The organism is Rhodococcus sp. WAY2 (assembly GCF_009859915.1).
GTDB classification, from domain to species: Bacteria; Actinomycetota; Actinomycetes; order Mycobacteriales; family Mycobacteriaceae; genus Rhodococcus_F; species Rhodococcus_F oxybenzonivorans.
The window spans coordinates 1,040,449-1,062,381 of sequence record NZ_CP046572.1 but is presented as its reverse complement, the minus strand read 5'-3'; the positions used below and the strand labels follow the sequence as shown (position 1 = coordinate 1,062,381).

Below are 21,933 nucleotides of genomic sequence, written 5' to 3'. Positions count from 1 at the left end.
TCTCATAGAGTCGCCGATACGAACTACTGCGTTGACGCAGCAGCAAGCCCCCGAGAGGACAAGAATGGCCGCGAACACGACCGCCGAGACCGACATCGCGGACGAGGATCTCGAACCCTTGGCCGACGAGACCGCCCGCCAGGCACAGCGCGTTGTCGCTGCATACGCCGAGGACGCCGACGAGTGCAGGATGCTGCTCTCGATGCTCGGAATCGGGCCCACCGCCAAGCTCGACTGATAATTTCATCCACTTCGACCGCGAAGGAAGCCCGTGGCACTCAGCTCGGAATCGTCAGTTTCGTCATCGAGTTCGACATCTGACCCTGTCTCCGGGCAAGCCACCTTCGTCGTCGTGGCGAATCGACTCCCTGTCGATCTCGAGCGGCTGCCGGACGGCACCACCAAGTGGAAGCGGAGCCCAGGCGGACTCGTCACCGCGCTCGAGCCGATCCTTCGCCGCAACAAGGGTGCATGGGTCGGCTGGGCGGGTGTCGCAGACGCCGATCTGGAGCCGGTCGTCGAGGACGGGCTCGAGCTCTATCCCGTCCCGCTGAGCGGCGCCGAAATCCGCGACTATTACGAGGGCTTCTCCAACGCCACCCTGTGGCCGCTCTACCACGATGTGATCGTGAAGCCGGAGTACAACCGCGACTGGTGGAACGCCTACGTCGAGGTGAACCGGCGGTTCGCGGAGGCAACGTCCAAGGCGGCGGCGCAGGGTGCCACCGTCTGGATCCAGGATTACCAGCTGCAGCTCGTGCCGAAAATGCTGCGCATGCTCCGCCCCGACCTCACGATCGGCTTCTTCCTGCACATCCCGTTCCCGCCGGTCGAGCTGTTCATGCAGATGCCGTGGCGGACCGAGATCGTCGAGGGACTTCTCGGTGCAGATCTCATCGGCTTCCACCTCCCGGGTGGTGCGCAGAACTTCTTGTTCCTCGCTCGACGCCTCGCCGGCCAGCCGACGTCGCGCGGCACTGTCGGTGTCCGCTCCAAGCTCGGTGTCGTGCAGGTCGGTTGGCGGACGGTCCGCGTGGGGGCGTTCCCCATCTCCATCGACTCCGGCGAGCTGGACGAACAGTCACGTTCCAAGTCGATCCGCGACCGTGCGAGACAGATCCGCAAGGAACTGGGCAACCCGAAGCACATCATGCTGGGCGTCGATCGACTCGACTACACCAAGGGCATCGACGTCCGCCTTGCTGCGCTGCACGAACTCCTCGACGAACACCGGGTCGACCCGGCGAACACCGTGCTGGTCCAGCTGGCCACGCCCAGCCGCGAGCGGGTCGACAGCTACGTCCAGATGCGCGACGACATCGAACGGAAGGTGTCGCGCATCAACGGCGAATACAGCGAGGTCGGCCGGCCGGTGGTGCACTACATCCATCGCCCGATCCCGCGCGAAGAACTGATCGCCTTCTTCGTGGCCGCCGACGTGATGCTCGTGACGCCACTGCGCGACGGCATGAACCTCGTCGCCAAGGAGTATGTGGCCTGCCGCAGCGATCTCGGCGGCGCCCTCCTGCTCAGCGAGTTCACCGGGGCGGCGGCCGAACTCCGGCAGGCCTTCCTCTGCAATCCGCACGACCTCGACGGTGTCAAAGACGCGATGGAACAGGCGTTGAACCAGCCGCACGAAAGCGGTCGCCGGCACATGCGTGCGCTGCGTCGGCAGGTGCTCGCGCACGACGTCGACCGCTGGGCGAAGGCATTCCTCGACGCACTGTCGCACAGCGGTGCGGCCGGGCCGGCGTTGATCGCGCCGGCCGAGGCCGATGAGGCCAAGTACGCCGCCGAGGCCGACGAGGCGGACCACATCACCGAGGCCGGCGAGGCCGGTTACACGACCGAGGACAACTGACTGCGGCGTCCCAGCTGACCCGACGTGACCAGGAACGCGACGAGGTCGCGGATCGTCTCGTCGGCGGGACGAGGGACGTACCCCAGTTCGGACGCTGCCTTCGCACCGTCGATGACCGGTGCCGCGAGCAGCGCCGCCATCGCCGACCGGGACAGCACGTCGGAGCCGAACCTGGCTCCGATGGGTTCTGCGAGGGGCAGCACTCGTTCGATCACGCTGAGGGGGAACGAGTACATCGGTCCACGCCGACCTGCCGCTCGGGCGGCCTTCCGCACGGCGTCGTGCATGCCCAGCATGTGCCCCGAGATCAGATAGTTCTCCCCCGTCCGCCCCTTCTCCCCCGCGGCGATCAACCCGGCGGCCACGTCGCGAACGTCGACGAAGTCGAACGCTCCGTGCACCGCGGCAGGCACCCGGCCACGAGCAGCGTTGCGTAGCAAACTGTTTACGCGGGAGAGACCATAGTCCACGGGGCCGTACACCCCAGTGGGGTTGCAGATCACCGCGTCGAGACCGGTCTCGATCACCGCACGCAGTTCGATCTCACCGGCCCATTTCGACCTGTCGTACACCGGGATCGACGCGTCCACGGATCGCGGCGACTGCTCGTCGAGCACTCCCCCGCAGTTGCTCTGATCGAACGAGTGCACGGAACTGCAATGGACCATCCGCCGCACACCCACGGCAAGCGCAGCCTCGGCCACGGTGCGAACACCCTTGGTGTTGACGGTCCACGCCAGATCGTCCTTCTGTGCGAGGGTGATCATGGCGACGAGGTGATAGACCACCTCGACACCGTCCAGGGCCCTCTTCATCGATTCCACGTCGAGCACGTCGCCGTTCATCCAGGTGACTCCCTCGGGAGCGTGCTCGGAACGGATGCGGTCGATGGCGGTCACCTCGTGCCCCGATCGGACCAGGAGATCGAGCAGATTGGTGCCCACGAATCCCGCGGCCCCGGTTACAGCAACTTTCATCGACGACTCCCCGTTCGGTTGTGGCCCTGCGACACAACGTGATGCGTCGCAGTCGGCCCGGAAGCCCCGACAGTACTAGAACATGTTTCACTTTGTGAAGGTCCGCGCGACTCGGGTGCGGATTACCGCTACACAGTCGACATCGCTACACAGGGGTGAGTTGATCGACGAGCCAGCGGTCGTCGACCTTCTGCAGCGAGACCCGCACCCGGCTACCCGACGTGCGAGCATCCGGTGCTTCGGCACTGGTAGTGGTTTGGTTCAGATAGAGCAGGACCACCGCCTCGGTGGGAGTGGTCGACACCGGTGCGGCGGCTTGCACGGTCACCTGAACCGTCAGTTGCTTCTCCTTGGCCCCGGGAGCGATGGTTTCCTCCACCAGGGCGGTGTACTCGTCGCGGAACGAGCCGGTGATTCCGTCTGCCGCAGCAGCCAATTGGCTGTCGACATTGGCGAAGTCGTACGCCAGCATCGCAACGGCCTGCCTGCTCGCCGCGTCGACCGCCTCGGAGCGGGCCTGTTCGGCCAATTGGTCCTGGCGATGGCCGTACCAGAGGAAACCCACGGCGACAGCGAGGGCGACGATCACCAGCGCCGTCACGATCTTCAACGCTGTCGCCTTGGTGACGGCCGGGAGCTTTCGCCGTTGTTCTGTTGACGTGTCGACGTCGTTGTCGGTCATGGGACGAACTCCACCTTCGATGCGGTCAACTTCCCGTTGTCGTCACTGACGGTCACCCGCATCCGGAAGTCACGCGGCGACGGCTCGGGCTGTTCGGTGCTGGTGACCATGGTGCGGGCCGCGACGAGCACGTCGGCCGAAATGTCTGTCTCGCTCTGGATTCCCGCTTCGAGGACTTCGCCCTCGGTGGTGACGTTGGCGTCGCGGACCACACCGACGAACGGGTCTTCCCTGCCTTGGAATTCGGCCAGGAAGGCTCCTGACGCACCCGCAAGGATTCGGTCGACATCTTCTTCCGCGGTCTCCGGATGAATCGTCGTCAGGTTCAGTACGGTCTGTCGCGCCGTGTCGATGAAGGCCTGGCGCCGGTCGTCTCGTTCGCGCGCCGACCGTTGGTCGAGCAGCAGGACGACGGCGGCCACGACCAAGGCGAGAACGACGACCGCGACCGCACCGTAGGCGATCAGCGACTTCCGCGAACGACGCGTTCTCTTCTCGTCTTCGGGCGGTGGCGATGCCCCGCTCGACTTGACGGCACCCTCGGCGGCCGCCTTCTTCGTCGAGATCGTCTCTGTCACCGGTTCACGCTCGGGCTGGGGCGCTGTAGCAGGGTGCGCGTCGCTGGACTTCGCCAATACGACCGGTTGCGGCGTTCCGGTCTCACCGACCGGTGGACCCGCGTGACGTACCGCTCGCCGCCTGCTGCGCTCCTTCCGTGCCGGGGAGTCCTCCCCCACCGCGTCAGCGGCACGCTCTTGTGTCGATGAACTCAAATCTGCTGACCTGTCATCATCGTCTGCCACGTCGAGTCCTTTCTCGGCGATCCTGACGCCAGATCCGGTTGGGTGTACGTCTTACCATCCGAACCGACAAAGCTACCCGTTCCCGGGTCGTACGGGACGGCCGCGACCGGCCCACTCGGTGATCCTTCGTAGGAACTGGGGATAACAGGAACGGCCGTATACGAGGGTACATCCGGCGGCATGATCGGCCCGTACGGTGGGTTGTTACCCGCGGCCTCCCACCCGTCCCGGCACGCCTGCACGGTCGGCGCCCGGCGACCGGGGTATTCCATGCAGGGCAGGTTGCGCGCACCACGGACGACCGACGGATCATCCTGCGCCGCCTTGCAATACAGATCGTTCGGAGTCGCGATAGGTTCGGTCTGATCGCCAGTGCGCCGCTGATCCGCCGGCAGGAAACCTGTGGTGCACGCGGGCGGATCGTGGAGTTCCAGGGCGAAGTCCACGATCGCGCCGTCCTCGACCGGTCCGCCCTTGGCGGCGGTGACGAGCGCGGCGGTCAACGGTGGGTAGATGACGAGAACTTGCTCGATGCTCTTGTTGTAGATGACGCCGACCTGCCCGACGCTCACCAGGTTGCTCAGCAGGATCGGCAGGGTGGGCTGCAACTCCTGGAAAAGCTGGGTGGCTTCGACGGCCGTCCCGGGACCCTTCTCGAGCACTCCCCTGATATCGGCGTCGCTGGCCCGGAGCTGATCGGTGAAGGTGACAAGGTCCTGGGTCCAGGACCGGATGGCGTCACTGCTGACGGTCTGCGTATCGAGCAGTGGGCCGATCTGTTCGATCAGGTCTATCGTCTCGTCGCTGTTGGCATCCGCCTCTTCGACGAAGAGACGAGCCGAGTCGATGAGCCGCTGGAGGTCGGGGCCGGAACCGTTGAACGCGGTGAACGCCTCGTCGATCACCGTTTGCAACCGAGTATCGGAGATACTGGCCAACAGCGCGTCGGCCTGATCGAGCATCTCGCCGACATCCTGCGGTACGGCGGACCGATCCCGTGGAATCACGTCACCGTCCGCAAGATCCGGGCCCTCCGACGTCCGCGGAATCAGGTCGACGTACTGCTCGCCGATGGCCGACACACTCTTCACCACTGCGTCGACGTCGGCGGGAATCTTGTAGCTGCTGTCGAGCGACAGCTGGGCCTCGACCCCGTCGTCGGTGAGCACGACACGATCGACGACACCGACATTGGTTCCCCGGTAAGCAACGTTGGCGTGGGAGTACAGCCCTCCGGTGGACGGCAGTTGCACCACGACGTCGTAGCGCCCGATGCCGAACATGACCGGCACCTTCACATACTGGATCGACATCACCACGAGGCCGATCACCGTGAGGATCGAGAAGATGATCAACTGGATACGAACGAATTTTCTCATGGTGCCGGGGCCCCTCCCAGTTGCGGCGGAAGGCCGGGAATCTGCGGGAGACCGGGAATCTGCGGCAGGCCGGGGAGAGCGGGTGCCTGCGGGGGTTTCGGTGCCGGCGGAGGGGCGGGCAGCAGCGGAATCTGCAGCGGGTCGCCGGACTGTCCGGCCACACCCGCGAGCGAACCGACAGCTCCCTCCACTCCACCGAGTGATCCACCCAGGGCCGTACCGGTCAGGAAGTTGCTGTCGACCCTCGCCGCACTCAGGTCGACGGTCATCATCAGGTTCGCGTAGTCGCCTCGAATGGCCTTGTCCATCGTCCTCATCGGGAACGGGTAGGTGAGCATCAGGGTCAGGACGTCGGTGAGTGCGCTGCCCGAATTGGCAAGTTCCGCGAGCACCGGTGTGAGGTTACGCAGGTTCTGTTCCAGCTCTTCCCCGCTGCTCTCGACGAGACGGGTCGCGGTGTCGCTGAGTTTGCCGAGCTCCACCAACGCCGTCGTCAGATCCTGACGCTGCGCAACAAGCACTTCCAAGCCAGGTGGGATGTCGTCGAGCGCTGCCTCGAGTGTGGGCTTCTGCTGGTTGACGGTGACGGAGAGTCGATCGAGCCCCTCCATGGCACCGATGATGTCGCCGCGCTGTCGGTCCAGGCTCGTGACCAACCGGTCGAGTTGTGGAAGCAGGTCACGGACCTCGGCCTCTCGCCCGCCGAGTGCAGCGTTCAATTCTTCGGTGATGTCCCTGATCTGGGCGATACCTCCGCCGTTCAGAACCACAGACAAAGACGACAGCGTCTGCTCCGTCGTCGGGTATGCCCCTGCATGCTCGATCGGGATCACGTCCCCTTCCGCCAACCGGCCCTCGGGCTCCGCGTCGGTGGGCGGCGCCAACTCGAGATGCTGCGAGCCCAGGAGGCTGGTCTGGCCGATCTTGGCGGTCGCATTGGCGGGCAGTTCGACGTCGTTGTTCAACGAGACGGTCACCTGCGCGTGCCAGTCCTTCACGTCGATTCCCGTGACGGTACCCACGGTGACGTCGTTGACGCGGACCGGTGAATTCTGCGAGAGAGTGGTGACATTGGGCATCTCGATCTCGACGGTGTACGCGTCACCGCCGGTGCCTTCCGTTCCCGGAAGGGGAAGCGAATTGAGACCCTCCCACTCACAGCCGGTCATGGTCAGCGACAAGGCGAGCACCCCGGCCGCGATCCCGCCACCCCGCACGTGTCTGCTCCCGAACCCGGTCATCGTCCACCTCCCGGCTGCAGCAGGTCGTTCAAGTCCCTCGGCACCGCGACGGTCGGTATTCCGGCCAGCGCACCCGTCGCCGGCGGTGCGGACCGCGGGGGTACCGATCCGGCCAGGCTCGGCGGACTGTACTGAAGCTGATCCGGGAACGCGTTCACACCCGTCGTGGGATTGCTGAGAATGGGCAGGTAGTTCATCGTGAGCGAGTTCAGCACCGGCGACAGGTATTGCGTGCACAGATCGGCGCTGCGCTGGGAATCGTTGGCTTGCAAACTTTGGATCGCCCCACACATGAAGTTGACGGGGTTGCCGAAGTTCGCGAATGCCACGGCTCCTACCAAGGACCCCTGCGCCGGCTTGTAGATGTTGCTGAAGTTGGCCAATGCCGTAGGGGCGACGTGCAGCGTCTGTTCCAGCTGCGGTCGCTTGTCGGCGAGCACCTGGGTGGCATCGGCCAGGCGGCCGACCTGCTCGGTGAGCGCGGCCCTGTTCTCGACGACGAACCGGTTGACGTCGCCCAGTGCGAGATCCAGGTCGACCAGGGCGGTGCCGAGTTCGTCCGAATTGGTGGCGAGCAAGTTCGACACCGAGGCGAGCCGTCCCTCGAACTGCACGATTTGCTCGTTGCTCGACGACAGGGCTGCTACGAATGTTTGCAGGTTCCGGATGGTGGAGAACAGATCGGTCCGTCCGTCGGACAGCGTCCGCATGGTCTCCGACAGTTCACGCAGCGTGTTGCGCAGGGATTCACCATTGCCGTCGAGGTTGTTCGCTGCGGTGTCGATGAACGTTCCCAGCGATCCCTGCGGGTCGGCGCCCTGCGGTCCGAGCGCTTCGGACAGTTTGTTCAGCTCCGACTTGATCTCGTCCCACTCCACCGGCACCGCGGTGCGCTCCACCGGAATATCTGCACCGTCCTGCATGGTCGGCCCCCCGGCATAGACGGGCGTCAGCTGGACGAACCGGCCGGACACCAGGCTCGGCGCAACGATGATTGCCTTGGCGTCGGCGGGGATGTCCACACTCTTGTCGACGCTCATGGTGACCTTGGCGAAGTCGGGACCCGGCTCGATCTCGCCGACAGTGCCCACCTTGACGCCCAACACACGCACGTCGTCCCCGGAATAGAGGCCGGTCGTGGTCGGAAAGTACGCGGTGATGGTGTTCTCGAACAGTCGCGGCAGAATGACGACCAAGCCGCCGACGATCAGGGCCACCACGACGCCGGCGATCGCACCGCGAATCCACCACTTCTTCCGCGCACCGGTTTCTTCTGTGTGTGTCATCGCGGCCTCAGCTCGAGGGACGGCCCGGTCTGCAGGTAGGCCTGCAGGTCGTTCGGCAGATGCTCCGGCCACAGGATCGCGTCGTTCAGCCCCTGCAGCAGGTTGCCGATGCCGATGTTGTAGACGTACGCCATGAAGAAGGGTCCGCTCCCCACAGATTCACCCAGCTGCGTCGCGTACGGTGCGAGGCCGTCGAGCGCCTGCGAAATGTTGTCCTTGTTGCGTTGGAGGATGTCGACCACGGAGTTCAGCTTGTCGAGCGTCGGCTTCATCTGCTCCTGGTTGTCCTGCACCAGGCCCGTCAGTTGCCTCGACACCGCAGAGATGTTCACGATCAATTGGCTGATCGCGGCCCGGCGACGGTCGAGTTCACCCAGCAGTTCGTTGCCGTCGACGATCAGCGAGTTGATCTGGCCGCTGCGCTCGGCGAGTATGCCCGTCACGTTCTCGGCGCGAGAGAGCAACTGCTTCAGCGTTTCGTCGCGTGAATTGATGCTTTCCGACAACCGGGTCAGCCCGTCGAGCGCGGTGCGCAGCTCCGGAGGGGTGTTCTCGAGCGCACCCGACATCGCGTTCAGCGCGTCGTTGACCTGATCGGTATCGAGCTCGGAGACCGTCGTGGTGAGGTCACCGAGTGCATCGTTGAGCGAGTAGGGCGAATTGGTGCGGTCCAGCGGGATTGTCGATCCCACCGGCAGCGTCTCCGTTCCTCGCGGAGTGACCGCAAGCGACTTGCGGCCGAGAATGGTATTCGTCTTGATATCCGCCTCGGTCACATCACCGAGTGCTATGCCGTCCTCGACAGTGAAGGTGACGAGCACGTGCTGCCCGTCCAGCTCGACGTCGGAGACCTTGCCCACGTCGACCCCCGCCAGGGTGACCGTGTCACCTGCCATCAGGCCACCGGCGTCCTCGAACATGGCATTGTAATGTGTTCCGCCCGAGAGGAACTGGAGCTGGTCGTACTGGAGGGTGGCGATCACGATCATGGCGGAGACTGCCACACCGATCAGCCCGACCTGGACGGGATTGCGTTCTTGTCTCATGGTTACGGTGCACACCTCCCCGCTGTCTGCCCGCCTGGCATGTTGAGAAGCAGGTCCGAGCCCTCCGGTCCGGTGAACTTGAACTTGACCGTGCACACGTACATCTGGAAGAAGCTGCCGTACGTGCCGATTCGGATGAGTCGGCGATAGGCGTCCGGCAGGTTCTGGAGCACCCAATCGAGAGTCTCTTCGCCCATCTGCAGCTGTGTCGCAGTACGATTCGCCTCCGCAACGGTGCTCTGCAGCGGCGGGCGGACGCCTTCGAGCAACTCCGCAAGGTCTCCTGTGCCGCCGGCGATCCTCGGGATGGCGTCACCGATCGGATCGCGGTCCTGCGCGAGGCCGCTTACCAATTGCTGCAGTTGATCGAGAGTGGACCTGAACTGATCACCGCGGTTGTTGATGGTTCCGAGAACCTCGTTGAGGTTGGTGATGACCTCGCCGATCAACTGGTCGCGGTCCGCGAGTGTGTTGGTGAACGAACTGGTACTGCCCAGCAGTGACACGAGTGTGCCGCCCTGCCCCTGGAAGACCTGCACCAACGCCGCCGAGAGATCGTTGACTTGCTGCGGATTCAGCGAACGCAGGAGCGGCTTGAACCCACCGAGCAAGAGGTCCAGGTCGAGTGCGGGCGATGTCTGATCCACCGGGATGGACCCGCCCTCCGGAAGCGGCTCCACCGACCCCGCACCCTCGAGGAGTTCCATGTAGCGGTCACCGACGAGGTTCTCGTATCGGACCGTAGCTTTCGTTCCCTCGAACAACGAGTACTTCGACTCCACGTCGAACTCCACGTCGGCAAGGTTGTCGTCGTCGATCTTCACGTTCTTGACCGCGCCGACCGGCACACCCGCAATGCGTACCTTGTCACCCGGTTTGAGGCCGGACACATCGACGAACGTCGCCGAGTAGTCCTTGGACGTGCTGAAACGGTACTGGCTGAATACCACTGCGAGACCCACGAAGATCAGGGTCATCACGGTCGCGAAGATCGCCAGCTTGACGGTTGTGCTTCTCACGGTCACTGCCCACCCGGCTCCGGGTAGACACCGGCGAACAAAATCTGGAAGACCTTCGGCATGTGTACCTGTACTTCGGTCGACGGCACGAACGGCACAGTACCCGTGTCAGCGACGAGGAACTTGGCGTGCACGTTCGGATCAGGATTCGGGAGGCCGGCGCAGTTGGGTCCTCCGGACGCGTTCACCTTCGGCAGATCCTCCGGGTAACTGTAGGGCTCCTGGCCATACATGAAGCTCGCACTCAACGCGATTCCCGGCTGATTGCCGCCGATGAGTTGTTCGGCAAGGGGAATGACGTTGTTGAGGCCGACGAGGAAGCAGGAGATCTCCGGCGAATATTCCGCCAGTAGATCCGTGGTGGGGAGCAGGAGGTCGACGGTGTCCGTCAGGCCCTGCTCGTTGTCGGTCAGCACCGTATTCGCCGTGTCGGCCAATCCCGTGGCGTTCAACAGCACTGCGTCGAGATTGTCCTGTTCCTCGACCACCATGCGGCTGGTAGCGGTCACGTTGTCGAGGGTTTGCAGCAGTTCCGGGGCGGTGTCGGCGTAGACGTTCGTGACCACGGCGGCCTTCGCCAGATCCTCCTGCAACTGAGGGAGACTGGGGTTCACCTTGGCGAGATAGCGGTCGCTCTGCTCGAGCAGGGCACCGAGTTCGTCGCCGCGACCGCGCAGCGCGGAGGCGATGGCCCCCAGCGTCGCGTTGAGCTTCTCGGGTTCGATCTGATCGAGCACATCCGTCAGATGCTGGAAGACCGAGTTGAACTCGACGGTGACGTTGTCGGAGGCGATGACGGCGCCCGGTTCGAGATGCGTGGTGGCGGGATCTTCCGGCATGACGAAGTTGACATATTTGGCGCCGAATACGGTAGTCGACTTGATCTCCACCGCGGCGTTGGAAGGGATCAGCGACATCATGTCGGGGTACATGTCGAGCTTCAATTCGGCACCGTCGGTGACATGCTCGACGGAGCCGACGCGACCGACCTCGACGCCGAGCAGCTTCACCTTCGCGTCCGGTTCCATCACCAGGCCCGCCCGGTCGGAGGTGACCGTGACCGGTGTCGATTCCGTGAAAGCGCCGTTGAACATGGCCAGCGAGAAGGCGATGATCGCCAGCAGACCCGCGACGAGGACGAGAGCCGCGAGCTTCTTCTTTCCGCCCGAATCAGTCATCTACCGGCACTCCTATCCCGAAAGGTTGAAGTTGCCGGAACCGCCGTATATGGCGAGGGAGATGAGGAGGGTCACCGTGACCACCGCTATCAGCGACGACCGCACCGCGTTGCCCACGGCCACGCCGACTCCGACGGGACCACCCGACGCGGTGAAGCCGTAGTAGGTGTGGATGAGCATGATGGCGATCGCCATGACGATGGCCTGCGCGAACGACCACAGAATGTCCGTCGGTATCAGGAAGGTCGAGAAGTAGTGGTCGTACACGCCGGCGGACTGGTCGTAGAGAACCACGGTGGCGAATCGGCTGGCGATGAAGGATGCGATCACCGCGAGGGCGTAGAGCGGAACGATCGCGATCATTCCGGCCATCACCCGGGTGCTGACGAGGTACGGGATCGAGGGGATCGCCATCGTCTCGAGGGCATCGATTTCCTCGGACACACGCATGGCACCGAGCTGGGCGGTCGAGCCTGCCCCGATCGTGGCCGCGAGTCCGATACCCGCGATGACCGGGGCCGCGATGCGCACGTTGATGAACGCGGCGAAGAAGCCGGTGAGCGCCTCGACACCGATGTTGCCGAGCGAGCTGTATCCCTGCACGGCGATGGTGCCTCCGGTGAAGAGCGTCAGAAATCCGACGATCACCACGGTTCCACCGATCACCGCCAGCGCACCCGTGCCCATGCTGATCTCGGCGATGAGCCGCAGAGTTTCCTTCGGGTACCGCCTCACCGCACGAGGGGCCCAGGCGATGGCGCGCGCAAAGAACAGCGCCTGCTCGCCGAGCCGGTCTATCGAACGGGACGTCGACGCGAATTGCCGGCGTGTGCGGGGAAACCGCCCGGCCGCTGCGAGAGCCATCTACTCCACCACCATGTCGATCACCCTGCCGTCAGCTTGATGCCGACGGCGGTGACGAGAACATTGACCACGAACAGCGCCATGAACGAAAAGACGACGGTCTGATTGACGGCGTCACCGACACTCTTGGCGCCACCTTTCACGTTGAGGCCGAGATAGGACGCGACAAGACCCGCGATCATGCCGAACAGACCGGCTTTGACCTCCGAGATCACGAGCTCACCGAACCCCGTGAGAAGTGTGATGCCGTTGACGAAGGCCCCCGGATTCACATCCTGGATGTACACCGAGAAGACAAACCCACCGAGAATCCCGATAGTGCAGACCAGGCCGTTCAACAGCAGGGCCACGACGGTCGAGGCGAGCACGCGGGGTACGACCAGCCGATGAATCGGGTTGATACCGAGCACCCGCATCGCGTCGATCTCTTCGCGGATCGTGCGGGCCGAGAGGTCTGCGCAGATCGCGGTGGCGCCCGCCCCGGCCACGATGAGCACTGTCACGATAGGGCCGACCTGGGTCACGGTGCCCAGCGCCGCACCCGCGCCACTGAGATCCGCGGCACCTATCTCCCGGAGGAGGATGTTGATGGTGAAGCTCACCAGAACGGTGAACGGGATGGCGACCAGCACCGTGGGAACCATCGAAACCCGGGCAACGAACCACGCCTGGTCCACGAACTCGCGACGCTGGAAGGGCCTCGAGAACACCGCCCTGAGCGTCTCGGCCGACATCGTGAAAAACCCGCCGACAGCGCGCAATGGCACCTCGAGGAGGTCTACCATTCGTCCTCCTCGTCCCTGATCGCACCCAGCACCGACTGTTGATTGAGCCCAGCCCCCCAACGGCCTGTGACTCAGGTCATATTAACTAGAACGTGTTCACCTGTCAAAAAGAGTCATTCATCAGCAAGAATCGTCCCACATCGAGCACTCCGAAGAGGGCGTTTTCGTCCAAAAGAAGAGCCGCGATGCGTCCACGTCGAACATCGACCGGGTACGCCTAAAGCGTTATCACACAGCAGGTTTGACTAGGACACGTCGGCTGCCTACCGAACCCGGACCGGGCCGCCTGCACGCCGCTGCGTGGACGTCACTCAGCCCTCGCCATGGAGGTGTCGACGCGCGGAATCGACGGTAAAACTAGAACACGATCTAGCGTGTGTAGGCACATCGCTGCCTCCCCCCGTCGCACCGTCTCGACCCCAGCCGGTCGCTGTGTATTTTTACCCAGTATCGCCCATCACGCGGGTATTACCTGGGAAAACGGGCGGTAACGCCGGATGTGTCGCCGACCGCGCCGCGACGGCTCGTTCAGCCCAGCTCACGCAGGGCAGCCGACGCCGAGAAGGTCGCGGCCGGATCGCGTTCACCGAAGTAGCTGCCGAGGCTCTCGGCCAGACTCGCCGGCGTCCATCGAGAGTCTGTCGCGTCGAACCGGCGCTCGACGACCGGAGCCGCCATCAACGCGACCATCGGGCCATAGACCACGAAGAGCTGCCCGTTGACGGTGTCGGCCGCGGGCGAGGCGAGGTAGGTGACCAACGCCGCCACATGCTCCGGCGACAGTGGGTCGATCCCCTCGGCCGGCGCCTCACCGAAGACGTTTTCCGTCATCGACGTGCGCGCGCGGGGACAGATCGCGTTGGCCCGTACTCCGTAGCGAGACAGCCCGCGCGCGGCGGAGAGGGTCAGAGCCGTGATGCCTGCCTTGGCCGCACCGTAGTTGGCCTGCCCCTCGGGCCCCAGCAGGCCTGCCTCCGAGGACGTGTTGATGATGCGGCCGTACACGGGCGCACCCGCCTCCTTGGATTTTCCACGCCAATAGGAGGCGGCGGAGCGGCAGAGCAGAAAGTGCCCGCGCAGATGCACCTTCAGTACCAGATCCCAGTCTTCGTCCGACATGTTGAACAGCATGCGGTCCCGCGTGATCCCGGCATTGTTGACGAGAATGTCGAGGCTGCCGAATTGGCCCTGCGCCGCTTCCATGATCGCGTCGGCAGTGGACCGTTCACCGATGTCGCCGGCGACGAATTCGACCTTGGCGCCCAAACCTCGGATCTCTTCGAGTGTTTCTTCGACGGCGTCGGAGGCCACCAGGTCGTTGACCACGACGGACGCACCCGCTCGCGCCAGACCGATCGCCTCGGACTTCCCGAGCCCGGATCCGGCGCCGGTGACGACGCCTACCTTGCCGTCCAAGTTCACATCGCGGTCAGCAACATCATTCATGAAGCGGCACTCCTGGTCGTCTGCAATCGCCGCCGGGCTGCACACCCGGCGCCACGGTGGACGTCGTCACTGTAGAACGTGTTCTCGTTTTGGGCAACGACGGTCAGGGGTGTTCGGTAAGCGCCGCCCTCGGACACTGCGCGATGGCAGTCCGCACGTCTTCCTCCCGGTCAGCGGGTGGATGAGCGGTCGAAATATGCAGATTGTCGTCGTCGTCGAGGTCGAAGATGTCGGGGGCAATCCCTACGCACACACCGTTGGCCTCACACCGGTCGAAATCGACTCTGACCTCCATGGCAACCCTCACTTCTCCTCGTCACGTCGCTCGTCGACCCGGGTGCCGCCGGGCTGCGGCGCACACCGTTCCTGCGATAACACTAGAACCTGTTCCAGTCGTGTGCAATGATTCGTTTCACGACTGCGAGCAGGCCCACCGAGCGCGCTCCCCAGCCGGTTGGGCCGACTCCCCGCCATCGCACCGTAGAGACTGGAACGTGTGCCAGATGCGACGAGTTCCGGGCCTTCGGACTGGAGAGGTATTTCGATGCACATCACCTACACGCCACAGCAACAGGCGCTGCGCGAAGAACTGCGCGCCTACTTCGCGCAGTTGATGACGCCGGACCGGCGGGAGGCTCTCGCCGCCACCACCGGCGAGTACGGCGAGGGCAACGTCTACCGCGACGTCGTCGCGCAGATGGGCAAGGACGGCTGGTTGACGCTCGGCTGGCCGAAGGAATACGGCGGCCAGGAGCGTTCGGCGATGGAGCAGCTGATCTTCACCGACGAGGCCGCCATCGCCGGTGCCCCCGTGCCATTCCTCACGATCAACTCCGTGGCCCCCACGATCATGCACTTCGGTACACCTGAGCAGAAGTCGTTCTTCTTGCCGAAGATATCCGCGGGCGAACTGCACTTCTCCATCGGATACTCCGAGCCCGAGGCAGGGACGGACCTTGCAAGCCTGCGCACCACCGCCGTCAAGGACGGTGACGACTATGTGATCAACGGCCAGAAGATGTGGACGAGCCTGATCGCATACGCCGACTACGTGTGGTTGGCCTGCCGGACCGACCCCGAGGCGAAGAAGCACAAGGGCATCAGCATGCTGATCGTGCCCACCACGGCCGAAGGATTCTCGTACACACCCGTCCACACGATGGCCGGTCCCGACACCAGCGCCACCTATTACCAGGACGTGCGCGTACCGTCCTCCGCACTCGTCGGTCCCGAACACGGTGGTTGGGCGTTGATCACCAACCAGCTCAACCATGAGCGTGTCGCGCTCACCTCGGCCGGACCGATCCTCACCGCACAGCGGGAAGTGCGGGAGTGGGCGCAGAACACCAAGTTGCCGGACGGCCGCCGCGTCATCGACCAGGAATGGGTTCAGATCAATCTGGCCCGGGTCCATGCCAAGGCCGAGTATTTGAAGTTGATGAACTGGGAGATCGCCTCGTCGACCGGGGCAAGCGAAGCGGGGGATGATTCAGCGCATGCCCCGGGCCCAGAGGCGGCGTCGGCCAACAAGGTCTACGGAACCGAGTTCGCCACCGAGGCCTACCGACTGCTCATGGAAGTCCTCGGCCCGTCGGCCACGCTTCGGCAGAACTCCCCCGGCGTCCTGCTGCGCGGACGCATCGAACGGATGCACCGTTCTTCCCTCATCCTCACTTTCGGTGGCGGAACCAACGAGGTGCAGCGCGACATCATCGGTATGACCGCCCTCGGCCTGCCCCCTGCGAAGCGTTAGGACACGACCATGGATTTCACCCTCACCGAGGCGCAACAGGATCTGGCCGGTCTCACCCGGAGCATCGTCACGGATCTCGTCACGAACGACCGCCTGCGGGAGCTCGACGTGGCCGAAGACCGCCTCGATCGCGAACTGTGGTCCACACTCGGCTCGTCCGGTGTCCTGGGCGCCGCACTACCGGAGTCGGTGGGCGGCGATGGTTTCGGCGTTCTCGAGCAGTGCAGCATCCTGGTCGAACTGGGCCGGGCCGTCGCACCGGTCCCCTACCTTTCATCCATCGTCATGGCGGCGGATGCGCTCGCGCGATACGGCAACGAACAACAGCGTGCGGAGTGGGCAGTTCCCGCAGCGGCCGGTGCGAAAATCCTCACCGTCGCCCTCGACGAAGAACTCAACGACGACCCGGGCGCTCCGGTCACCCACGCCGAACCCGCGCCGGGCGGCTGGACCCTCGACGGCACGAAGATCGTCGTCGACGCGGCGCCGTCGGCAGAGTTGTTCCTGGTGCCGGCGACGACCCCGGACGGCGTGGCGGTGTTCCTCGTGCGCCCCGACGACGAAGGGGTGACCGTCACCAGGCAGCAGACCGTCGATTTCGCCAGCACCGGCGAGGTGGCGCTGCACGGAGTCGTCCTCGGCTCCGATCGACTCCTGGGCACCGTCGAGCAGGGCAGCGAGATCGTCGATCGGCTCGTCGAACGAGGATCTCTCGGCGCCTGCGCGTACCAGTACGGCGTGCTCGATCAGGCTCTGACGCTGACCGCCGCCTATGCCCGCGAACGGGTGCAGTTCGGCAGGCCGATCGGCAGCTTCCAGGCCGTGGCTCAGCGACTCGCCGACGCGTACATCGACGTCAAGGGCGTCCGGCTCACTCTGTGGCAGGCAGCGTGGCGGCTCAGCGAAGGACTGCCCGGCGAGGGCGACGTGCAGACCGCCAAGTTCTGGGCGTCCGACGCCGGTCACCGGGTGGCCCACACGGCGGTTCACATTCACGGCGGTGTCGGGCTCGACCAGGATCATCCCGTGCACCGGTACTTCCTCGCGGCAAAGGCCCTCGAGTTCCGGCTCGGCTCCGCCACCCGGCAGCTCCGGACCCTCGGCGCCGAACTGGCCACCGTCCCCGCATGACGGCGACACTCGCACGCACGGTGGCGGACCTGCTTCGAGGTGTCGCCGACAGCGAGTCCGAGGGGCTGTACTTCGAGGACCGTTTCCTGTCCTGGTCAGACCACCTGCGGGCGAGCCTGCAGCGCGCCGCGGTACTCGATGATCTTCTCGATCTCGAACGCCCGCGGCATTTCGGTGTGCTGATGGACAACGTGCCCGAGTTCTCGCTCCTCGCGGGTGCGGCGGCGCTTTCCGGCGCAGTCCTCGTCGGCCTCAACACCACCCGGCGCGGCGACGCGCTGGCCCGCGATGCGGCGCTCGCCGACTGCCAGGTCATCTTTACCGAGAACAGTCGTTCGGATCTGCTCGACGGACTGCTGCTCGAGGTCCCGGTGATCAACGTGGACTCCGCGGAGTGGGCCGACATGCTGTCTGTACAGCGGCCATCTTTCGAGCAGGTAACGCCCGAGCCCGACGATCTCTTCATGCTCATCTTCACCTCCGGGACGAGCGGCGACCCCAAAGCCGTGCGCTGTACGCACGCGAAGATCACCGGGCCCGGCCTGATGCTCGCCGAGCGGTTCTCGCTGTCCGCGGACGACGTCGTGTACCTGTCTATGCCGATGTTCCACTCCAACGCCATGATGGCCGCCTGGTCTGTGGCGCTCGCAGCCCGTAGCTCGATCGTGTTGCGGCGCAGGTTCTCCGCGTCCCACTTCCTCGCCGATGTCCGGCGATACGGGGTCACCTACGCAAACTATGTGGGAAAGCCGCTGTCGTACGTGCTGGCAACGCCGGAGGAGCCCGACGACGCCGACAACACGCTGCGAGTGATGTACGGCAACGAGGGATCCGCTTCCGCGGTTGCCGCATTCTCCCGGCGTTTCGGCACGCAGGTCGTCGACGGATTCGGTTCCACCGAAGGCGGAGTGGCCATTTCCGCTACTCCCGGCTCACCGCCGGGCGCACTCGGGCGGCTCCCCGACGGAATCGCGATCCTCGACCCGGAGTCGGGTCTGCCCTGTCCCCCTGCCGAATTCGATGCATCCGGTCGCCTGGTCAATGCCGAGGCCGCCACCGGGGAACTCGTCAACGTCAACGGTCCCGGCGCCTTCGCCGGCTACTACAACAATCCGGAGGCCGACGCGGAGAGAATCCGGGACGGAAAGTACTGGAGTGGCGACCTGGCCTACCGCGATGCCGACGGATTCGTGTACTTCGCCGGCCGCAGCACTGGATGGTTGCGCGTGGACGGCGAAAACCTCGGCTCCGCGCCCATCGAACGAATCCTGCTGCGCTACGACGGGTTCGCGGAGGTGTCGGTGTATGCGGTACCCGACGCCGAGGTCGGCGACCGGGTGATGGCCGCAGTCGTGCCCACCCGCGAATTCGACCCCGTCGACTTCGCGGAGTTCCTCGACGCCCAGACCGATCTCGGTCCGAAACAGCGCCCGACCTTGGTGCGGGTGTGCTCCGAGTTTCCCCGCACGGCCACGTTCAAGGTACTCACGCGCACACTCAGCGCGCAGCGATGGAACTGCGCAGATCCTGTGTGGGTCCGCGATGGTACCGGCTACTCCCGCCTGTGAATCCTGTGAATGACGGGCGGCGAAGTACGCTCCCGCCTACTTCGCCACCCCAGTACCGCTACTTGTACGAAACGAGCCGGGACACCGCCGCCTCGAAGCCGGAGACGAGCTCGTCCATCACCTCGGACACCGGCCGGATTTCGTTCATCCGGCCGACAATCTGTCCTACCGGCATCGCGACGACGTCCGGATTCTCCGAAGCGGCGATCCGCTGGTGAGCGTCGCTGACCAACAGATTCTGCAACGGCATCGGCAGCGGCGCCGGCGCTTCCGGCTTCGACCACGCATCGGTCCACTTGGTCTTCAGCAGGCGCGCGGGCTTACCCGAGTAGATGCGGGACCGCACCGTGTCGGCCGAGGTCGCACCGAGCAAGGCCCGTTGGATGGCGGATGGTCCGTCGGCCGACGCACTGCCGAGCTTGTACTCCGACGTCGTGAGCCAGTACGACCCCATCCAGACACCGGACGCCCCGAGCGACAGTGCGGCCGCCACCTGACGGCCGCTTCCGATGCCGCCGGCGGCCAGCACTGCAGCGGAATCGCCTACCGCGTCGACGATCTCCGGAACCAGCACCATCGACGCGATCTCACCGGTGTGCCCGCCCGCTTCATATCCCTGCGCGATGACGATGTCGACGCCGTTCGCAACGTGCCTGCGCGCATGCTCGACCGCCCCGGCGAGCGCCGCCACGGGAACACCCTTGGCGTGGGCCTGATCGATGACATCCTTGGGCGGCGAGCCCAGTGCGTTGGCGATCAGGGCGATACGGTGATTGAGCGCGACATCGACATGCGAGCGGGCAACCGAGTGAAGCCAGCCGAGCACCCCCGTCGCATGCTCGGTGCCCGTTTCCAACGGCGGCACACCCAGCTCGTCCAGGGTGCGGTTGACGAAGGCACGATGTTCCGCCGGAATCAGCGACTCCAGGTCCACCGACGTGCCCTCCGTCGGGATCTTGGCCGGCATCACGATGTCGACGCCGTACGGTTTCCCGTCGGTGTTCTCGTCCATCCACGTCAGGACGGCCTCGAGTTCCTCCGGATCGTTGAACCGAACACAGCCGAGCACGCCCAGGCCGCCGGCCCGCGAAATAGCCGCGGCCACATGCTCGGAGGGCGTGAACCCGAAGATGGGGTACTCGATGCCGAACTTCTCACTCAAAGCTGTGTGCATTACGCGCCTTTGCTCGTCACGGTGTCGCTCTGGGCCGAACCGTTGCCATTGTGGTCGTCGGCGGGTCGGGATTCCGTTTGCTCTTTGGCCCAGCGGTAGTCGGGCTTACCTGCAGGCGAACGTTTGATCTCGTCCACGAACCACAGGCTGCGCGGCACCTTGTATCCGGCGATTTCCTTACGCGCGGCCGATGCGATCTCGTGTAGGCCGGGACGCGCCCCGCCGCGCGTCTGGACGACGGCAGCGACGCGCTGCCCGAATCGCTCGTCGGGCACACCGACCACCAGGGCGTCGAACACGTCGGGGTGCGACTTCAGCGCGCCCTCCACCTCTTCGGGGAAAATCTTCTCGCCGCCGCTGTTGATACAGACCGAACCACGTCCGAGCATCGTGACGGTGCCGTCCGCCTCCACCTGCGCGAAGTCGCCGGGGATCGAGTAGCGGACACCGTGATACTCCCGGAACGTCGCCTTGGTCTTCTCTTCGTCCTTGTAATAGCCGATCGGGATATGTCCTTTGCGCGCGAGAATGCCGACCTTGCCCGAGCCGGGCTCCACCGGGTTCCCGTCGTCGTCGATGACCGAGGTGGAGGCGTCGATCTTCACCGTCGGCCCGCCGCCGTGCGATTTGCCCTTCTCCACCACACTCAGTCCGCCGAAGCCGGTTTCGGACGAGCCGATCGAATCGGTGATCATCCGATTGGGCAGCAGTTCCAGGAACTTCTCCTTGATACTGGGCGAGAACAGCGCCGCCGAACTGGCCATCAGAAACAGCGACGACAGGTCGTACGGCTCACCGGTGGCCGGGTTGCCCTCGATCAGGGCGTCGAGCATGGGTCGCGCCATCGCGTCGCCCGTGATGAAGACGAGATTGACCTTGTGCTGGTCGACGATGCGCCAAACGTCGTGGCCGTCGAACTCCGGGTGCATCACGCACTTGCCGCCACCGAACAAGCTTTGGAAAGTGGCCCACTGGCTGCCGCCGTGAATCATCGGCGGGATGGGGAAGCGGGTCATGCCGCCGGTCTCGGCACCCTGCTTGGCAAGGTCCCACTCGTCCTCGACGTACTCACCGGTCATGAAATTGATACCGCCACCGAGCACACGCCAGACATCCTCCTGACGCCACATGACGCCCTTCGGCTTACCGGTCGTGCCGCCGGTGTAGAGCATGTAGATGTCGTCGTTGCTGCGCTCCTCGAAGTCGCGCTCCGGGGAACCCTGCGCCAACGCGGTCTCGTATTCGACGCCGCCGTACGACGAGTAGTCGAGATCGGTCCCGTCCTCGATGACGACGACGGTCTTCACCAGAGGCGTGCGGGGCAGCACAGCGGCCACCTTGTCGGCGTACCGACGCTCGTGCACGAGCGCGACCATGTCCGAATTTTCGAAGATGTATTGCAACTCGTTCTCGACGTACCGGTAGTTGACGTTGACCATCACGGCCCGGATCTTGAACACCGCCACCATGGCCTCGATGGCCTCGAGGGTGTTGCGGCTGTAGATGCCCACCTTGTCACCCGGCCGGACACCCTGTTCGCGCAGGTAATGGCCTAGTCGATTGGCCCTCTCCTCCATCTGCGCGTACGTCACTTCCCGGTCGTCGGACACCAACGCGACACGGTCCGGAACGAGGTCGATTGCGTGCTCTACGAGGTCTGCGATATTAAGGGCCACGTCAACAAAGTAGAACGTGTTACCGTTTCTGGCAAGACCCAATTTGAGAGCCAGCTCACAC

The 21,933-nt window shown here is 64.6% G+C and carries 20 protein-coding genes; 5 read left to right on the top strand and 15 right to left on the bottom strand.

From position 1 onward, the window contains the following. Positions 1 to 64: 64 nt before the first annotated feature. Together GFS60_RS38540 and GFS60_RS05015 are read left to right on the top strand one after the other, a co-directional pair. Positions 65 to 238, top strand: a complete 174-nt coding sequence (locus tag GFS60_RS38540) for a hypothetical protein (protein WP_201453505.1) — start codon at positions 65 to 67, stop codon at positions 236 to 238. Between the two features lie 33 nt (positions 239 to 271). Continuing rightward, the gene (locus tag GFS60_RS05015) at positions 272 to 1,864 is read left to right on the top strand and encodes an alpha,alpha-trehalose-phosphate synthase (UDP-forming) (RefSeq protein ID WP_159919319.1); all 1,593 of its coding nucleotides are present in this window, start codon (positions 272 to 274) and stop codon (positions 1,862 to 1,864) included. Here the strand turns inward: GFS60_RS05015 and GFS60_RS05010 are convergent. From GFS60_RS05010 to GFS60_RS04950, 13 genes are all read right to left on the bottom strand, one after another. Next, positions 1,843 to 2,841, bottom strand: a complete 999-nt coding sequence (locus GFS60_RS05010; protein WP_159919317.1) for an NAD-dependent epimerase/dehydratase family protein — start codon at positions 2,839 to 2,841, stop codon at positions 1,843 to 1,845. The genes GFS60_RS05015 and GFS60_RS05010 overlap by 22 nt on opposite strands. A 145-nt stretch (positions 2,842 to 2,986) precedes the next feature. Next, a complete protein-coding gene (locus GFS60_RS05005; protein ID WP_159919315.1) occupies positions 2,987 to 3,523 on the bottom strand; it encodes a h domain protein in 537 nt (178 codons plus the stop codon). Further along, positions 3,520 to 4,101, bottom strand: a complete 582-nt coding sequence (locus GFS60_RS05000; RefSeq protein WP_236603376.1) for a hypothetical protein — start codon at positions 4,099 to 4,101, stop codon at positions 3,520 to 3,522. The genes GFS60_RS05005 and GFS60_RS05000 overlap by 4 nt, the downstream gene beginning before the upstream one ends. Before the next feature lie 191 nt (positions 4,102 to 4,292). After that, positions 4,293 to 5,705 (bottom strand): MCE family protein, encoded by a 1,413-nt coding sequence (locus tag GFS60_RS04995; RefSeq protein ID WP_159919311.1) that lies wholly within the window; start codon positions 5,703 to 5,705, stop codon positions 4,293 to 4,295. After that, positions 5,702 to 6,946 (bottom strand): MCE family protein, encoded by a 1,245-nt coding sequence (locus tag GFS60_RS04990; protein ID WP_159919309.1) that lies wholly within the window; start codon positions 6,944 to 6,946, stop codon positions 5,702 to 5,704. Before GFS60_RS04990 ends, GFS60_RS04995 begins: the two co-directional genes overlap by 4 nt. Beyond that, entirely contained in the window at positions 6,943 to 8,232 is a 1,290-nt protein-coding gene (locus GFS60_RS04985) for an MCE family protein (RefSeq protein ID WP_159919307.1), read from the bottom strand. The genes GFS60_RS04990 and GFS60_RS04985 overlap by 4 nt, the downstream gene beginning before the upstream one ends. Next, on the bottom strand, positions 8,229 to 9,278 hold the full coding sequence (locus tag GFS60_RS04980) for an MCE family protein (protein ID WP_109326918.1): 1,050 nt from the start codon (positions 9,276 to 9,278) through the stop codon (positions 8,229 to 8,231). Before GFS60_RS04980 ends, GFS60_RS04985 begins: the two co-directional genes overlap by 4 nt. A 2-nt stretch (positions 9,279 to 9,280) precedes the next feature. After that, positions 9,281 to 10,303, bottom strand: coding sequence for an MCE family protein (locus tag GFS60_RS04975; RefSeq protein WP_159919305.1), 1,023 nt, complete (start codon positions 10,301 to 10,303; stop codon positions 9,281 to 9,283). Next, a complete protein-coding gene (locus GFS60_RS04970; RefSeq protein WP_159919303.1) occupies positions 10,300 to 11,475 on the bottom strand; it encodes an MCE family protein in 1,176 nt (391 codons plus the stop codon). The genes GFS60_RS04975 and GFS60_RS04970 overlap by 4 nt, the downstream gene beginning before the upstream one ends. Positions 11,476 to 11,487: 12 nt before the next feature. Further along, positions 11,488 to 12,339, bottom strand: a complete 852-nt coding sequence (locus GFS60_RS04965; protein ID WP_109326914.1) for an MlaE family ABC transporter permease — start codon at positions 12,337 to 12,339, stop codon at positions 11,488 to 11,490. A gap of 20 nt (positions 12,340 to 12,359) precedes the next feature. Next, complete coding sequence (locus GFS60_RS04960; protein WP_109326912.1) at positions 12,360 to 13,124, bottom strand: MlaE family ABC transporter permease; 765 nt, start codon at positions 13,122 to 13,124, stop codon at positions 12,360 to 12,362. Positions 13,125 to 13,652: 528 nt separating this feature from the next. Next, complete coding sequence (locus tag GFS60_RS04955) at positions 13,653 to 14,570, bottom strand: 3-oxoacyl-ACP reductase (protein WP_159919301.1); 918 nt, start codon at positions 14,568 to 14,570, stop codon at positions 13,653 to 13,655. A gap of 103 nt (positions 14,571 to 14,673) precedes the next feature. Further along, entirely contained in the window at positions 14,674 to 14,865 is a 192-nt protein-coding gene (locus GFS60_RS04950) for a ferredoxin (protein ID WP_109326911.1), read from the bottom strand. A gap of 249 nt (positions 14,866 to 15,114) precedes the next feature. Between GFS60_RS04950 and GFS60_RS04945 the strand changes: the two genes are divergently transcribed. From GFS60_RS04945 to GFS60_RS04935, 3 genes are read left to right on the top strand one after another with little or no spacing between them, the layout of a single operon-like run. Beyond that, positions 15,115 to 16,323, top strand: a complete 1,209-nt coding sequence (locus tag GFS60_RS04945; protein WP_159919299.1) for an acyl-CoA dehydrogenase family protein — start codon at positions 15,115 to 15,117, stop codon at positions 16,321 to 16,323. A 9-nt stretch (positions 16,324 to 16,332) separates the two neighbouring features. Next, complete coding sequence (locus GFS60_RS04940) at positions 16,333 to 17,454, top strand: acyl-CoA dehydrogenase family protein (RefSeq protein WP_159919297.1); 1,122 nt, start codon at positions 16,333 to 16,335, stop codon at positions 17,452 to 17,454. Continuing rightward, complete coding sequence (locus GFS60_RS04935; protein ID WP_159919295.1) at positions 17,451 to 19,022, top strand: long-chain-fatty-acid--CoA ligase; 1,572 nt, start codon at positions 17,451 to 17,453, stop codon at positions 19,020 to 19,022. The genes GFS60_RS04940 and GFS60_RS04935 overlap by 4 nt, the downstream gene beginning before the upstream one ends. Positions 19,023 to 19,080: 58 nt before the next feature. Here GFS60_RS04935 and GFS60_RS04930 read toward each other — a convergent pair whose 3' ends face one another. Then, positions 19,081 to 20,196, bottom strand: a complete 1,116-nt coding sequence (locus GFS60_RS04930; protein WP_109326908.1) for an NAD(P)H-dependent flavin oxidoreductase — start codon at positions 20,194 to 20,196, stop codon at positions 19,081 to 19,083. Then, the gene (locus GFS60_RS04925; RefSeq protein WP_159919293.1) at positions 20,196 to 21,872 is read right to left on the bottom strand and encodes an acyl-CoA synthetase; all 1,677 of its coding nucleotides are present in this window, start codon (positions 21,870 to 21,872) and stop codon (positions 20,196 to 20,198) included. Before GFS60_RS04925 ends, GFS60_RS04930 begins: the two co-directional genes overlap by 1 nt. Positions 21,873 to 21,933 lie beyond the last annotated feature (61 nt).